Here is a 15,330-nt window from a genome sequence, read left to right on the forward strand (position 1 = left end):
CCAGAGGGGCTGAACAAGACAGGGCGCGGGCTACAGACGATGACTTACCAGTCATCACCGTGGCTGGAATATTTACCGATTGAACAGCGCCGGCGGTTTTTTTGTAGCGACCACCCGGCAATGGGATTTGCCCCCCTTCCCCCGGCACCCTAGAATGCGCCGATGCGCGATGATCTCTCCCTTTTGCTGAACTCCCTCAACGATGCCCAACGCCAGGCCGTAGCAGCCCCCGTTGGCCGTCAGTTGGTCCTGGCCGGTGCTGGCTCCGGTAAAACCCGCGTGCTGGTGCACCGTATCGCCTGGTTGATCCAGGTCGAGAACGCGTCCCCGCATTCGATCCTGTCGGTGACCTTCACCAACAAGGCCGCTGCCGAGATGCGCCACCGCATCGAGCAGTTGATGGGCATCAGCCCGGCCGGGATGTGGGTCGGCACCTTCCACGGCCTGGCGCACCGCCTGTTGCGGGCCCACTGGCAGGAGGCGGGCCTGGCCCAGACCTTCCAGATTCTCGACAGCGATGACCAGCAACGCCTGGTCAAGCGGGTAATCCGCGAGTTGGGCCTGGATGAACAACGCTGGCCGGTCCGCCAGGCCCAGTGGTTTATCAACGGCCAGAAAGACGAAGGCCTGCGCCCGCAACATATCCAGGCCAGTGGCGACCTGTTCCTGGCCACCATGCGCAGCATTTATGAAGCCTATGAAGTGGCCTGCCAGCGAGCCGGCGTCATCGACTTCTCCGAACTGCTGCTGCGCGCCCTCGACCTGTGGCGTGACAACCCCGGTTTGCTCGCGCACTACCAGAAGCGCTTCCGGCACATCCTGGTGGACGAGTTCCAGGACACCAACGCCGTGCAGTACGCCTGGTTGCGCCTGCTGGCTAAGGGCGGCGACAGCCTGATGGTGGTGGGCGACGACGACCAGTCGATCTACGGCTGGCGCGGCGCGAAAATCGAGAACATCTACCAGTACTCCGACGACTTCCCCGACGCCGAGACTATTCGCCTGGAGCAGAACTATCGCTCCACCGCCGGGATCCTCAAGGCCGCCAACGCCTTGATCGCCAATAACACCGGGCGCCTGGGCAAGGAGTTGTGGACCGATGGCGGCGAAGGCGAGGCGATCAACCTCTACGCCGCCTTCAACGAGCACGACGAAGCGCGCTATGTGGTCGAAACCATTGAAAGCGCCCTGAAAACCGGGCTGGCCCGCAGCGATATCGCTATTTTGTACCGTTCCAACGCCCAATCGCGGGTGTTGGAAGAAGCCTTGCTGCGCGAGCGCATCCCGTATCGCATCTATGGCGGCCAACGCTTCTTCGAGCGTGCGGAAATCAAGAACGCCATGGCCTACCTGCGTTTGCTGGAAGGCCGCGGCAACGATGCAGCGCTGGAGCGGGTGATCAACGTACCGGCACGGGGCATCGGCGAGAAAACCGTCGAGGCGATCCGCGAGCATGCGCGTCACAGCGATGTGTCGATGTGGGAGGCCATGCGCCTGCTGATCGCCAATAAAGGCCTGACCGGCCGCGCTGCCGGGGCTTTGGGTGGGTTTGTCGAGTTGATCGACAGCCTCGCCGCCAAGTGCCTGGAAATGCCGCTGCACCTGATGACCCAGACCGTGATCGAACAGTCCGGCCTGATTGCTTATCACGAAGCGGAAAAAGGCGAGAAAGGCCAGGCTCGGGTAGAAAACCTTGAGGAACTGGTCAGCGCCGCCCGCGCGTTCGAGAACAGTGAGGAAGATGCCGACCTGTCGCCATTGGCGGCGTTCCTCGGCCATGCCTCCCTGGAAGCGGGCGATACCCAGGCCGACGAGCACGAAGACAGCGTGCAGTTGATGACCCTGCACAGTGCCAAGGGCCTGGAATTCCCCTACGTGTTCCTGGTGGGCATGGAAGAAGGCCTGTTCCCGCACAAGATGAGCCTGGAAGAGCCCGGCCGCCTTGAGGAAGAACGCCGCCTGGCCTACGTGGGTATTACCCGGGCGATGCAGAACCTGGTGATGACCTACGCCGAGACACGGCGCCTGTATGGCAGCGAAACCTACAACAAGGTCTCGCGTTTCGTACGGGAAGTGCCGAAAGGGCTGATTCAGGAAGTGCGCTTGTCCAATAGCGTCAGCCGGCCGTTTGGCGGCGGCCAGCAGCAGAACTCCAGCAGCATGTTTGCCGGTTCGGAAATTCCCGAGACCCCGTTCAGCCTTGGCCAGCAGGTCAGGCATGCGATCTTTGGCGAAGGGGTGATCCTCAACTTCGAAGGCGCCGGGGCCCAGGCCCGAGTGCAGGTGAACTTCGCCGAAGGCAGCAAGTGGTTGATGATGGGTTACGCCAAGCTCGAAGCGGTCTGACTGAGCGTTCCCACGCTCTGCGTGGGAACGACCGGACGCTCTACCTCAGTGTAATGGGTCGCCTTGCCCTTGTTTTTCACACGTACGGGCCAATATCTGTAATTAGTCCTACAGACCATTCCGAATAGGTCTTACGCAAAAGCCCGAAACATTATGCCGCTAGCCACTGCCTCTACACCTGTGCAACATGGCGCGCGTGCAATCCACAAATGGGAATTCCCTTTATGAAACGTTTTCTTAGCATCGCCATGGCGTTGTGCATCGGCCTGACGATGAGCCTCGACGCCAACGCCAAACGCTTCGGTGGCGGTAAAAGCTCCGGCGCAGCGCCGAGCCACCAGACCAGCCAAATGGCCCCAGCCGCTGGCGGCATGGGTGGAGCGGCTGCCACCGCAGGTGCAGCCGGTGCCGCAGGCGCTGCTGCCAAGGCCGGCGGTGCTTCGCGCTGGTTGGGCCCTCTGGCCGGTATCGCTGCCGGTGGCCTGCTCGCTTCCATGTTCATGGGCGGCGGCTTCCAGGGCATGCAGATCTTCGACATCCTGATCATGGCCGTCATCGCCTTTGTGATCTTCCGCTTTATCGCCGCCCGTCGCCGCAAGCAGCAGGAGCACCTGGCTCCAGCCGGCGCGCCGATGCAGCGTGAAGTGTTCGAGCAAAAGCCTGCCATGGGTTCGATCTTCGGCGGCTCGGCGGCACCGGCTGCTGCCGCTCGTCCGGTGATCAATGCGCCAGCCTGGTTCAACGAAGAGCGTTTCGTCGAAGCGGCCCGCAACCACTTCCAGTCCCTGCAGCAACACTGGGACGCCAACGAAATGGACAAGATCGCCGAGTTCGTGACCCCGCAACTGCTGGAGTTCCTCAAGCGCGAACGTGCCGAGTTGGGCGACGCTTTCCAGTCGACCTATATCGACGACCTGCGCGTACAACTGGAAGGTGTGGATGACCGCGCCGACAAGACCATCGCCACCCTGACCTTCAGCGGTGTGTCGAAGACCTCGCGCTTCGATCAGGGCGAAGTGTTCAGCGAAAGCTGGAACATGGAACGTCCACAGGGCGAAAACCAGCCTTGGCTGGTAGCCGGTATCCGCCAGAACGGCTGATCCGCAAAGGCCTACAGCCTGCTGTAACGAACACCCCGGTCTTGTGCAGTGCTTTAAGAAGCCTGCACAGCCGGGGTGTTTTTTTGCCTGTGGAAAAGTCGGCGTGCTGCGTATTGCCCAGCCGCAGGGCCTGGCTAGAGGCGGTGCCCAGTCTGACGGGGCAAGTACAAAGATCGTCAGCAATGTCGACTGGCTTTATTCCTACGATAAAAACAGCATCAGCCTAAAGCTGGAAAAGCAGTTTTAACCAATAACCCCGGGTTTTCTATTTCGCGGTTGCACTTATAGCGAGCTACTGTATAAAACGCCCCTATAAACCGCGCCATTTAGCATGAGGATCCCGGCCGTGGAAGAAGTTATCGAACAATTGCGTGAAGCCAACGAACCGGTACCGGTTCCTCTGGAGCTGCCCGACGAAGACCAGCTGGTGGAAGTCGAAGAACAGCTGTTTATCAACATCCCGTTTGTGTTCAAGGAATTCCTGCTGACCGTCAGCGATGTGGTGTATGGCAGCCTGGAGCCGGTGACCATCACCGACCCCCAGTCCCACACTTACCTGCCGGAAGTCGCCGCCAATGCCTGGGATATCGGCGTGCCTCGCGAACTGATCCCGATTTGCCAGGATGGCGACGACTACTACTGCGTCGAAGAAGACGGCACGGTGGTCTTGTGGTCCGGCGAAGAAGAACTGGTAACCGAAGAGTCATGGGAATCGGTGTGGCACTGGGCGCGGGACGTGTGGCTGGAAAGCTGAGCCAAAACCAGTGACAAGGGGGCGGTGTGCAAAGCCCCCTCGCCACATACGCTCAATGCTCCGGCGTGTCCTTGTGATTATCCAGGGTTTCCAGCAAGGCCACTTGCATGCGCGTATGGATGCGGATGAACCAGCGCCAGAGCACGGCAGCCACTGCGGCCGTCACCACCGCAATCAATACCAGCAACTTGTTGGTCGGCAAAATACTGGCCGACAAGGCCGCCAATAGCAGGAAGATCACCAGCAGCGAGAGAATCGGGATCAGTTCGGCAATCACCCGCCGTACACGTTGGGTATGGCGCCCAGCCATTTCCGGCTTCACGCTCATCTCCGCCAGCAGCATCGACAGCGCCTTGAGCTTGCGATATGCGGCAATCAGAAACGGCAGCGACAGTAGCAACGCACCACCCCAGATCAATGCCTTCTGCCAGCTCGGATCACTGATCCAGCCTTCCAGATACCCTCCAATGCGCGCGGCGAAGAAGCTGCCGGTAAAGAAGATCGCCACCACCAGCGCCAGGTTTACCCCTACCTGCAAGATGATCTTGCGGATCATCGACGCCAGCATCGCGCCTTCGCCCTGGGGCGAAATGCTGCGCAGCCATTCGCCATACATGCCAAACACTCGGCTCAGACGCTGTGGCATCACAGCCGCGATCTTCAAGGACAATGGGTCGGCGCCACGAATAAGGTATGGCGTGAGCAACGTAGTGATGGCGGAAACGGCCACCGCCACCGGGTAGAGAAAGTCGCTGGTGACCTGCAAGGTCATCCCCAGCGCCGCAATGATGAAAGAAAATTCGCCGATCTGTGACAGGCCCATGCCCACCCGCAACGAGGTGCGGCCGTCATTACCGGCGATAAACGCGCCAAGGCCACAGGACAGCATCTTGCCCAGCACCACGGCCACAGTAATCACCGCAATCGGCCACGCGTATTGCAGCAAGATCTGCGGGTCGATCATCAAGCCAATGGCAACGAAGAAGATGGCACTGAACATGTCGCGAACCGGCTCGATCAGGCGTTCTATTTTCAGCAACTGCCGGGACTCGGCCATGATCGCACCGATCAGGAAGGCGCCCAGCACCATGCTGTACTCCAGCTTGACCACCAGCAGGCAGAAGCCAAAACACAGGCCCAGGACGGTGATCAGCAGCATCTCGTTGCTTTCAAACTTGGCCACGTAGGCCAGCAGGCGTGGCACCAGCAAAATGCCAATCACCAGGGCCACGATCATGAACAGTGAGAGCTTGCCGACCGTGGAAAATACCTCGCCGGAGCTGACCGTGCCGCTGACGGCGATGCTCGATAACAAGGCGATGATGCCGATGCCCAGGATGTCCTCGACGATCAGCACGCCAAAGATCAGTTGGGCAAAGCGCTGGTTTTTCATCTTCAGGTCGTTGAGCGCCTTGACGATGATGGTGGTCGAGGAAATCGCCAGGATCGCACCGAGGAACAGTGAATCCATGGTGTTCCAGTCGAACCATTGGCCAATTTCATAGCCAATCCAGATCATCAGGATGATTTCCAGGAAGGCCGCGATAAACGCCGTGGCGCCGACCTTGAACAGCTTGCGTAGGCTGAACTCCAGGCCCAGGCAGAACATCAGGAAAATCACCCCCAGCTCGGCCAGGGTCTTGATGGTGTCTTCGTCGTGGATCAGGCCGAAAGGCGGGGTGTGCGGGCCGATGATAAAGCCGGCGACGATGTACCCCAGGACGACCGGCTGCTTGAAGCGATGGAACAGGATGGTCACCACCCCTGCCACGAGCATGATCACGGCCAAGTCCTGGATAAAACTGATGGCGTGCATGGCGAGGGGCTCCTTGAGGGTACTGGCACTGTCCCGAATTCCAGGCAGCCGCCACAACGGCGCGCAATGTGCGGAAGGAAAAGTCTGCCTTATTCGTAAGAAATGCCCTTGAAATGGGCTTTTCAAGGGTAACACCGCGACTTGCGGCAGAAAGCCGGTGCAATATATGGAAACAGATCGCCCTGGGCGTGACGGCAAGCCCCGTCCCGGCGTCCCGTTAGGGATGGCGCTGTAATGATTCGAGCATCCGCAGAGGTGCCCCCCCCAACCAATGCCTACAACCGTGAGTGTGCTATGGAACCCGGAAACGCCCAGCTGTCGATGACGGTATTGATGACCCCTGACATGGCCAATTTCTCAGGCAATGTCCACGGCGGTACCCTGCTCAAGTACCTCGACGAAGTGGCCTACGCCTGCGCCAGCCGTTATGCCGGCCGCTATGTCGTCACACTGTCGGTGGACCAGGTGATTTTTCGTGAGCCGATTCATGTGGGCGAACTGGTGACATTTTTGGCTTCGGTCAACTACACCGGCAACACGTCGATGGAAGTGGGGATCAAGGTGGTCACCGAGAACATCCGCGAGCGCTCGGTGCGCCATACCAACAGTTGCTTCTTCACCATGGTTGCCGTCGACGACGCCCGCAAACCGGCCGCCGTGCCAGCGTTGCAGCCACAGAACAGTGAAGACAAGCGCCGGTTTATCCAGGGCAAACAGCGCCGGCAGATTCGCCAGGAGCTGGAGAAGCGCTACCAGGAAATCAAAGCCGACGCGCTGTAAAACACAATCCCCCTGTAGGGGCTGGCTTGCCAGTTCCTACAGGGGGATTTTGGGTATTACAGACTGATCGGCGTGGCTTCAAAGCGCACGCGCGGATGGGCGATGCGGTCCTGGGCCCGTACCAATTCCAACTCGTAACTGGCGCATGCCTGGGTTTCCAGCAACACTTCATGCACAGCCGACGCCGTGAACTCGAACGCGGCCAGCAGGCTGTCGCCCAGCAGCACCCGCGCCAGGAACAGGCCCGATGTCAGGTCGCCCACCCCCACCGGCTGGCGCGCAAATGCCAGCAGCGGCCGGCGCAGGTGCCAGCTGCCTTCGGCCGTCACCAGCAGCATCTCGAAACCGTCCGCCAGCTTGCCCGGGTAGTCCAGGTGCTTGACCAGCACCGCTTTGGGCCCCCGCGCCAGCAGGGCGCGCGCCATGCCCAGGCAATCGAACAGCGACTGCGGTTTACGCCCGCAAAAGCTGTCCAGCTCCAGTTGGTTGGGGCACAGGAAGTCGGCCATGGCCACCGCTTCGTCCAGCAAAAAATCACTGACTTCCTGGGGTACGATGCAGCCTTTTTCCGGATGGCCCATCACTGGGTCGCACAGGTACAGGGCCCTGGGGTTGATCGCCTTGATCCGCGCCACACCGCTCAGGATCGCCCGCCCCTGGGCGGCGCTCCCCAGGTATCCGGACAGCACCGCATCACAGTTGCCCAGTTCGCCAATCGCCGCAATCCCCTCCACCAGCGCCGGAATTTGCTGCGGCGCCAACACTTCTCCCGCCCAGTGGCCATACTGGGTATGGTTGGAGAACTGCACGGTGTTGAGCGGCCAGACATTCACCCCCACTCGCTGCATGGGAAATACGGCGGCGCTGTTGCCGGCATGGCCGAAGACCACATGGGACTGGATCGCAAGCAGATGAGGTGTGCGTTTCATGCAGGAAACTTCCGTAAAACCGTTGAATTCTGGCCGCGCAGTATGCGACTAAAAGCATCCTGTACGACAGACCGGAGACACAGTTAAGCTGGCCTTACTTTGTTGGAGCAAATCGCATGCTGACCCTGGGAAATATCTTTGTGCTGATGCTAGTGGCGGCGGCTGCCGCCTGGGTGTGGCACAACCACGGCTTGCGCGAGCGTGCGCTGGAGAGGGTCAAACAGCATTGCGCCAAGCTCGACATCGAATTGCTCGACGGCGCCGTGGCCTTGAAACGCATCGGCTTCGTCAAGGACGCCAGCGGCCGCCGGCGTTTGGCGCGGGTCTACAACTTTGAGTTCACCGTGACCGGTGAGGCCCGCCACCCTGGCACCATCACCCAGTTTGGGGCCCACAGTGCGCAGATCGAACTGGCGCCCTACCCGTTTGAAATAAAGACCCCGCCGCCCAGCGCCGAAGTGATTGAACTGAGCCAGTGGCGTCAGGAGCACGGCAAGAGCCGTCACTGACGGCAAGCGGCCAGGGCCTTTTGCAGTTCTGCCACGTCCTTCTCTTCGCTGAAGATCAGCTCGATGCGTGAGTCCCGGCGCCATTCGCTGGGCTGCCAAGTGAGCATGGTGTTATCCACAGCGTTGGCCGAAACCCAACCATCGGCGCTGTGGATAACCAATTTGGCACGGCGCCAGTCCAGGCCCTGCAACCATTGCCGCAGCAACGCGGGATCGAACTGCTGGCTCGGGTGCCAGCGCCAACCGATGCTCCAGCCGCCTTCCTGCGCCTGGTGCAGGCAAATCGGCACGCATGGATCGCTCCAGATTGCCGGGATTTGCGTCAACCCCTTGGGCACTTCAAAGTTATCCACAGGCGATCCGGCCTGTACGCCGAACCCTGGCAGGCGGACCAATGGCAGTTGCGCCTGTCGAGTCCAGTAAACCTCGCAGGCTGGTAATGTGTTTTCGATAACGCTGCGTTGCGCGGCATCCAGCCCTTCTTCCTTGTTCAGCACCAGCAACCCGGCACTGGCCAATGCCTCGCGTTGCGCGTCGGGCAACGGTCTGCCTGCCGCCAGTGCCTGGGCATCCAGGACCAGCACACAAGGCTGGACGGCCAGCACGGTTTGCCAGGGCGCCTGGCGCAACTGCGCCAGCAATTGCGCCGGGTGCCCCAACCCTGAGGGTTCGATAAACAGGCGGTCCGGCTTGGCCTTACGCAGCAGGCGACCTAGCCCTATCTGGAATGGCGCACCATTCACACAGCACAAACAGCCACCGGCCACTTCGCCGATGGCAATACCGTCGTCATCCAGGGTCAGCAGCGCAGCATCCAGGCCAATCTGCCCGAACTCATTGATCAACACCGCCCAACGCTCATTGGCCGGGCGCTGGGTGAACAGGTGCTTGATCAAGCTGGTCTTGCCAGCCCCCAAGGGGCCGGCAATCACATGCGTGGGAATATTCTGCAGCATCGTGGACATTATTCAGGCCGTGTAGAGACGATTGATCCTACCCGGTTATGCCAGCCAATCCAGCGTCAGAATCAGCCGTCGTTCATTGGCGGCCAGCGCCGGCGAACGATGAATCAAGCCGTAGCCTTCATTGCCACGCCACTTTTCGCCTTTGAGCAGGGCGACTTCACCGCAGTGGATCTGTTCGATGCGCTCGGTGGGCTCCGCGTCCGCCTGACTCAACTGACGTCGGTCCATCACCCCTTCGCGCAACCATTGGCTGCCGATACCGGCATAGGTGGTGATCAAGCGCACGGGCACATGATCGACGTGAAAACGCGGGCACATGGCCTTGTCCAACAGCCTTAACCGCACGCCAATACGCTTGGCGCCCAGCAGGCAGGCAAAGGCGCTGACCAGCCATGCCACATCGGCGATAAACCCGTCGTAGCCTTCAAGGTCACGACAACCTGCGGCCAAGCCCTGCAAGTTGGGCTCAGCATCTTCACTGTCCAACTCAACCACCAGCGATTCTGCCAGCGGCTCGTTCAGCGAGACCAGCAACGCACCAAACTCGGCGATATGCAGCGGCAACTGGCGCTGCCACAGCGCCAGGTTCACCCCGTTATCGAGGATATCGGCGAGCGCCAACGGGGTTTCACCACGGGTCTGGCGAATCACCGGGCGCAGTTGAATCACAGGGGCCAACATCAGGCGGCTGCCTCCTCATACCAAGGGCCAAAAGGATCGACCAGCAGGCGCCAACCTTCGACGCCCTGGGCCATTTCATCGTCGGTCAGCAGGCACGCATCCAACTCCGCGCGCAGGCGCACGAAGTCGATGTTCTGCCCGATAAACACCAGTTCCTGGCGGCAATCGCCGGTGCTCGGTTGCCAGTTCTCCATGATCGCCGCGACGCTTTGCTGGTCCTCGGGCCATTGGCTCTTGGGCACAAAGCGCCACCAGCGACCGGCAAAACCATGGCGCATCAAGCCACCGGCCTGGGACCAACTGCCGGCGTCGCGATGTTTGCTGGCCAGCCAGAAAAATCCCTTGGAGCGCAGCAGCCTGCCGTTGACCCACGGGCGGTCGATAAAGTCGAAAAAACGCTGAGGATGGAATGGCCGGCGCGCCCGATAGGCCGTGGAGGCGATGCCATATTCTTCAGTCTCCGGCACATGTTCGCCGCGCAGTTCCTGCAGCCAGCCCGGCGCCTGGGCCGCGCGCTCGAAGTCAAAACGCCCGGTATTGAGGATCTCGGCCAGCGGCACTTCGCCCATGACCATGGGAATGATGCGCGCCTGGGCATTCAGGCGTTCAAGGATGGCCACCAGTTCTTCACGTTCGTGGCTGCTGATCAGGTCGATCTTGCTGATAAGGATGACGTCGGCAAACTCGATCTGCTCGATCAACAGGTCGGTGATGGAACGTTCATCATCTTCACCCAGGGTTTCGCCCCGTGACGCCAGGCTTTCGGCGGCTTGGTAGTCGAGCAGGAAGTTCATGCCGTCGACCACGGTGACCATGGTGTCCAGACGCGCAATGTCGGCCAGGCTCTGACCGTTTTCATCGCGAAAGGTGAAGGTTTCTGCCACGGGCAGCGGTTCGGAAATGCCAGTGGATTCGATCAGCAGGTAGTCGAACCGACCCTCCCTGGCGAGCTTTCCGACCTCAACGAGCAAGTCTTCGCGCAAAGTGCAGCAGATGCAGCCGTTGCTCATTTCCACCAGTTTTTCTTCGGCGCGATTGAGGCTGACGTCGCGCTGTACCGCAGCGCCATCAATGTTGATTTCGCTCATATCGTTGACGATCACCGCCACTCGCAGGTTTTCGCGGTTGCGCAGGACGTAATTGAGCAGCGTGCTTTTACCGGCGCCGAGAAAGCCGGACAGCACGGTTACGGGTAGACGGTCGGTCATCGGGTGTTCCTCATCAGGTTGGCCGGTCAAATCGCCCGTTGATGGCGTTCGCGCAGCTCTTCACGTTCTTTGGCTTCAATACACAGGGTGGCCGTGGGCCGCAGCAACAGGCGCTTGAGGCCAATCGGCTCGCCTGTCTCACGGCACCAGCCGTACTCACCACGGGCGAGGTGCTCAAGGGCCTCGTCGATCTTGTCCAGCAGCTTCTTTTCCCGCTCCAGCAGACGCAGTTGCCATTGGCGCTGTTCTTCGGCGCTGCCGACATCGGCGGGATCGCTATGGGGCTCCTGCTCGCGCAGCACGATGAACTCGGCTTCGATGCGCGCTTGCAGGTCATAGCGCTGAGCCAACAACAGCTCGCGGAAAAAGGCCTGCTGGGCCTCGTTCATATAATCAGCAGGTGGTTGAGCGAGCAGGTCTTGTTCAGTCATCAGGTCGGTTCACGGGTCAGGCTGTATTTTGATGTTATAGTATAACAATGCAAATAAGCTAATCCCCTCTTGCCCGTCACGACGAAGGGCGCAATCCTTGAACGCCTCCAGGCCCCGAGAAACGCGATGAAATCCCTGTTATGCGGTGTGTTGTTGCTGGTAGCGACCCAGGCCGGCGCCCAAGTAGCCAGCCCCCTGGCCACGTGCACCCGCAGCGCCACCCTGCTGGCCTGTGTCGATGCCCAGGGCAATGCCTACAGTGTCGCAACCGCGGGCAACACCACGTATTTGCGCGGATTCGAGGTGATCGGCAAGCGTTACTGGGCGCAGACCAATAGCCGCTACGGCCAATTGACGTTCTTTACCGGTCTGGCCTCAGACGGTGAGGCGTGGGGCGGCTACACACGGCGTGTGGGCTGGACCACGATCAACCGGTTCTCCAGTTCCGGAGGCTCCAGCGCCAAGTTCACCTGCAGCCGTATCAGCGGGTGCTAGAGCGGTCGTAGAAAAATCATCGTCGATCTAATTGTTATACTATAACATGTCGGATTATCTCCAACGATGGACCTTCTCATGAATGCGCTGACTCTGCCCGATATCGCCGCGCAGGCTTCTCGCCAAGCCTTGCCCCTCGACTGGGTGGGTATGTGCGGCATTGCTCTTCCCATCCTGATCGACGGCCAACGTTTGAGTGCCAAGGCCGATGCCGGCGTGAGCCTGGATGACGGCGAGGCGCGGGGCATTCATATGTCGCGCCTGTACCTGGCGTTGGAAATGCTCGAGCAACAAGACCTGCAACCGGCGCTGCTGCGTCAGGTGTTGCAGCGATTTCTCGATAGCCATGAAGGGTTATCGAGCAGCGCCTACCTGCGGATTCACACCGATTTGCTGCTCAAACGCCCGGCGTTGGTCAGCCCGCTATCGGGCTGGAAGACTTACCCGGTGACCATCGAAGCGCGTCTGGAAAAACAGATGTTCCACGTGGAACTAAAAATTGACGTGACCTACTCTTCCACCTGCCCATGCTCTGCGGCCCTCGCCAGGCAGTTGATTCAACAGCAATTTGTTGATCACTTCGGCAACAAGTCGTTGCAACACGAAGATGTACTGGCCTGGCTTGGCAGTGCCAATGGCATCGTCGCCACGCCCCATAGCCAACGCAGCAGTGCGCTGTTGCAGGTCCATCTGCAGCCCGACGTCCAAGCCTTGCCCCTGACGGCCTTGATCGACCAGGCCGAAGCAGCCCTCGGCACCGCCGTACAAACCGCTGTAAAGCGCGCTGATGAACAGGCGTTCGCCCTCGCCAACGGCCAGAACCTGATGTTTTGCGAAGACGCCGCGCGCCGCCTGAACCTGGCACTGAAACGCTCGGATGCGGTGCAAGCCATTCAACTCAAAGTCATCCACGCCGAAAGCCTGCACGCCCATGACGCCGTGGCCGAAAGCCATTGGACGAGAGGCGCCTCGGGCACCCCATGAAACTGACGATGCTCGACCTGGAAGCGGCAGCCGTGGGTAGCCGTTTTCCCCTGGCCCCCGTATTGGATGCCCTGCCGTGGAACAGTGACGGCCTGATCGCCGCCATCGCCCAGCAACACGGCAGCGGCGCAGTGTTGATGCTGGCCTGGATGAACCGCCAGGCCCTCGACGAGACCCTCGCCAGCGGCCAGGTCTGCTACTGGTCACGCTCGCGCCAGCAGTTGTGGCGCAAAGGCGAAAGCTCTGGCCACCAGCAGCAGTTGATCGAAGCACGCCTGGATTGCGACGGCGATGCCGTGTTGCTGATCGTCGACCAACAAGGTCCTGCCTGTCACACCGGCCGACCCACCTGTTTTTACAACGCTATCGAAAACGATCAAGTGCACATCATCACCGCGCCTCTCAAGGAACCTACAGCATGATCCGCAAGAACCCTTCCGGCGATCTGCCGGTCATTGCCGAGTCGGCCTACGTCGATAAAACCGCGATCATCTGCGGCAAGGTGATCATCGGCGAGAATGTATTTGTCGGTCCCTATGCGGTGATCCGCGCCGACGAAGTCGATGCCACCGGCGACATGGACCCGATCACCATCGGCGCCAATTCCAATATCCAGGACGGCGTGGTGATCCACTCCAAATCCGGTGCGGCGGTGACTATCGGCGAGTTCAGCTCCATCGCCCATCGCTCGATTGTCCACGGCCCCTGCACTGTCGGCGACCGGGTGTTTATCGGCTTCAACAGTGTGCTGTTCAACTGTGTGGTGGGTGATGGCTGCGTGGTGCGGCATAACTCGGTGGTCGATGGCCGCGACTTGCCCGCCGCGTTCTACGTGCCGCCCACCACGCGCATCGGCCCCAACACCGATCTGTCGCAGTTCCCGCCCGTGAGCGTCAGCGCATCGGAGTTTTCCGAAGACGTGGCGCGTACCAATGTCGACCTGGTGCGCGGCTACAAAGCCCTGCAAAACGAGTTCTAAACATGAGCCGCTTGCTGATCCGCAACGCCCGCCTGGTGAATGAAGGCCAGGAATTCGATGCCGACGTGCTAGTCGCCAATGGCCGTATCGAAAAAATCGCCAGCAGCATCCAGGGGCAAATGGCCGAAATTGAGATTGATGCCCAAGGCCAATGGCTGCTGCCGGGCATGATCGACGACCAGGTGCATTTCCGCGAACCTGGCGCGCCGGACAAAGGCAGTTTTTACAGCGAGTCCCGCGCCGCAGTGGCCGGGGGCATTACCAGTTTCATGGATATGCCCAACACCCAGCCCGCGACCTTGACCCTGGAAGCTCTGGCCGACAAAAAACGCCGCGCCGCACTGCACTCGGTAGCCAATTACGGGTTTCACTTTGGTGTCAGCAACGACAACCTCGACACCGTGGCTGCCCTTGATCCGCGGCAGGTCGCCGGGGTCAAAGTGTTTATGGGCGCCTCCACCGGCAATATGCTGGTGGATGATCCACGCGTCCTGGAGCGTTTATTTGCTGAGGTGCCGACCATTCTCCTCGCCCATTGCGAGCACACGCCGAGCATCCAGGCCAATGAACAACGCTTGCGAAACCGGTTTGGCGAGGCGATCCCCGCCGTCGCCCACCCGCTGATCCGCGATGCCGAAGCCTGCTATCGCTCCTCGTCCCTGGCCGTGGAGCTGGCGCGCCGCCACGGCACGCGCTTGCATGTGCTGCACCTGACCAGCGCCCGGGAACTGTCGCTATTTGAAGATAAACCGCTGGCAGAAAAACGCATCACGGCAGAAGTGTGCGTGCACCACTTACTGTTCGACGACCGCGACTACGCCCGCCTCGGCCACCAGATCAAATGCAACCCGGCGATCAAAACCCGGGCCGACCGCAATGCCCTGCGCCTGGCACTGCTGAGCAATCGCCTGGATGTGATCGGCACCGACCACGCGCCTCATACATGGGAGCAAAAACAGCGGCCGTACCGCGAGGCGCCAGCGGGGTTACCCCTGGTGCAACATGCGCTACCGGCATTGATGGAGTTGGTGGCGGACGGCCTGTTGCCCCTGACCACATTGGTGGCGAAAACCAGTCATCGCGTTGCCGACCTGTTCGCCATTCCCGACCGGGGGTACCTGCGCGAGGGCTACTGGGCCGACCTGGTGCTGATCAAACCCGAGCCCGAAGGCAAACCGGTGAGCAGCCAACCGATCCTCGCCCGCTGCGGCTGGACACCCTTTGCCGAGCGCAGCTTTCGCCATAGTATCAGCACTACTCTGGTGTCAGGCCATGTGGCCTGGCACCAGGGGCAGGTGATCGACAGTTGCCAGGGGCTGCCCCTGCATTTTCTGCGCTAAAACCCAGGAGCCG

General features: G+C 60.6%; 17 protein-coding genes. 11 read left to right on the forward strand and 6 right to left on the reverse strand.

What is annotated here, in order from left to right; genetic code table 11:
- Window positions 1-162 precede the first annotated feature (162 nt).
- From uvrD to PSFL_RS15370, 4 genes are all read left to right on the forward strand, one after another.
- Window positions 163-2,346: a DNA helicase II gene (gene uvrD, locus PSFL_RS15355; RefSeq protein WP_057961208.1), complete on the forward strand. Its 2,184-nt coding sequence runs from the start codon at window positions 163-165 to the stop codon at window positions 2,344-2,346.
- A 224-nt stretch (window positions 2,347-2,570) separates the two neighbouring features.
- Window positions 2,571-3,446, forward strand: coding sequence for a Tim44 domain-containing protein (locus PSFL_RS15360; RefSeq protein WP_029290048.1), 876 nt, complete (start codon window positions 2,571-2,573; stop codon window positions 3,444-3,446).
- A gap of 103 nt (window positions 3,447-3,549) precedes the next feature.
- Window positions 3,550-3,693: a hypothetical protein gene (locus PSFL_RS15365; RefSeq protein ID WP_164844818.1), complete on the forward strand. Its 144-nt coding sequence runs from the start codon at window positions 3,550-3,552 to the stop codon at window positions 3,691-3,693.
- Window positions 3,694-3,792: 99 nt separating this feature from the next.
- Window positions 3,793-4,200 (forward strand): SMI1/KNR4 family protein, encoded by a 408-nt coding sequence (locus PSFL_RS15370; RefSeq protein WP_029290059.1) that lies wholly within the window; start codon window positions 3,793-3,795, stop codon window positions 4,198-4,200.
- 52 nt (window positions 4,201-4,252) lie between these two features.
- Here PSFL_RS15370 and PSFL_RS15375 read toward each other — a convergent pair whose 3' ends face one another.
- The gene (locus PSFL_RS15375) at window positions 4,253-6,016 is read right to left on the reverse strand and encodes a cation:proton antiporter (RefSeq protein ID WP_057961209.1); all 1,764 of its coding nucleotides are present in this window, start codon (window positions 6,014-6,016) and stop codon (window positions 4,253-4,255) included.
- A gap of 294 nt (window positions 6,017-6,310) precedes the next feature.
- On the opposite strand from PSFL_RS15375, the gene PSFL_RS15380 reads away from it, so the two are divergent.
- A complete protein-coding gene (locus PSFL_RS15380) occupies window positions 6,311-6,796 on the forward strand; it encodes an acyl-CoA thioesterase (protein WP_057961210.1) in 486 nt (161 codons plus the stop codon).
- Window positions 6,797-6,852: 56 nt separating this feature from the next.
- Here PSFL_RS15380 and pdxY read toward each other — a convergent pair whose 3' ends face one another.
- Window positions 6,853-7,725: a pyridoxal kinase PdxY gene (pdxY, locus tag PSFL_RS15385; RefSeq protein WP_057440574.1), complete on the reverse strand. Its 873-nt coding sequence runs from the start codon at window positions 7,723-7,725 to the stop codon at window positions 6,853-6,855.
- Between the two features lie 116 nt (window positions 7,726-7,841).
- Between pdxY and PSFL_RS15390 the strand changes: the two genes are divergently transcribed.
- Window positions 7,842-8,234, forward strand: coding sequence for a DUF3301 domain-containing protein (locus PSFL_RS15390; protein ID WP_057440575.1), 393 nt, complete (start codon window positions 7,842-7,844; stop codon window positions 8,232-8,234).
- On the opposite strand, the gene PSFL_RS15395 is transcribed toward PSFL_RS15390, so the two are convergent.
- Genes PSFL_RS15395 through dksA form a run of 4 tightly spaced genes read right to left on the reverse strand, consistent with a single transcriptional unit; the run spans window position 8,228 to window position 11,519 of the window.
- Window positions 8,228-9,190 carry a CobW family GTP-binding protein gene (locus tag PSFL_RS15395; RefSeq protein WP_397470275.1) on the reverse strand — a complete coding sequence of 321 codons (963 nt, stop codon included), beginning with the start codon at window positions 9,188-9,190 and terminating at the stop codon, window positions 8,228-8,230. The two genes, PSFL_RS15390 and PSFL_RS15395, sit on opposite strands and share 7 nt — an antisense overlap.
- Window positions 9,191-9,235: 45 nt before the next feature.
- Complete coding sequence (locus PSFL_RS15400) at window positions 9,236-9,880, reverse strand: DUF1826 domain-containing protein (RefSeq protein WP_057440577.1); 645 nt, start codon at window positions 9,878-9,880, stop codon at window positions 9,236-9,238.
- Window positions 9,880-11,088, reverse strand: a complete 1,209-nt coding sequence (gene zigA / locus PSFL_RS15405) for a zinc metallochaperone GTPase ZigA (RefSeq protein ID WP_057440578.1) — start codon at window positions 11,086-11,088, stop codon at window positions 9,880-9,882. The genes PSFL_RS15400 and zigA overlap by 1 nt, the downstream gene beginning before the upstream one ends.
- A 26-nt stretch (window positions 11,089-11,114) precedes the next feature.
- Complete coding sequence (dksA, locus tag PSFL_RS15410) at window positions 11,115-11,519, reverse strand: RNA polymerase-binding protein DksA (protein WP_057961215.1); 405 nt, start codon at window positions 11,517-11,519, stop codon at window positions 11,115-11,117.
- 126 nt (window positions 11,520-11,645) lie between these two features.
- Between dksA and PSFL_RS15415 the strand changes: the two genes are divergently transcribed.
- From PSFL_RS15415 to PSFL_RS15435, 5 genes are all read left to right on the forward strand, one after another.
- Window positions 11,646-12,014, forward strand: a complete 369-nt coding sequence (locus tag PSFL_RS15415; RefSeq protein ID WP_397470216.1) for a glutamine synthetase — start codon at window positions 11,646-11,648, stop codon at window positions 12,012-12,014.
- Between the two features lie 78 nt (window positions 12,015-12,092).
- A complete protein-coding gene (folE2, locus tag PSFL_RS15420) occupies window positions 12,093-12,998 on the forward strand; it encodes a GTP cyclohydrolase FolE2 (RefSeq protein ID WP_057440581.1) in 906 nt (301 codons plus the stop codon).
- Window positions 12,995-13,420, forward strand: a complete 426-nt coding sequence (hisI, locus tag PSFL_RS15425; protein ID WP_057961216.1) for a phosphoribosyl-AMP cyclohydrolase — start codon at window positions 12,995-12,997, stop codon at window positions 13,418-13,420. The genes folE2 and hisI overlap by 4 nt, the downstream gene beginning before the upstream one ends.
- Window positions 13,417-13,977: a DapH/DapD/GlmU-related protein gene (locus PSFL_RS15430; protein WP_397470217.1), complete on the forward strand. Its 561-nt coding sequence runs from the start codon at window positions 13,417-13,419 to the stop codon at window positions 13,975-13,977. Before hisI ends, PSFL_RS15430 begins: the two co-directional genes overlap by 4 nt.
- Before the next feature lie 2 nt (window positions 13,978-13,979).
- The gene (locus tag PSFL_RS15435; RefSeq protein ID WP_397470218.1) at window positions 13,980-15,317 is read left to right on the forward strand and encodes a dihydroorotase; all 1,338 of its coding nucleotides are present in this window, start codon (window positions 13,980-13,982) and stop codon (window positions 15,315-15,317) included.
- Window positions 15,318-15,330 lie beyond the last annotated feature (13 nt).

This window comes from Pseudomonas sp. DD1 (assembly GCF_044510355.1).
Classification (GTDB): domain Bacteria; phylum Pseudomonadota; class Gammaproteobacteria; order Pseudomonadales; family Pseudomonadaceae; genus Aquipseudomonas; species Aquipseudomonas shahriarae.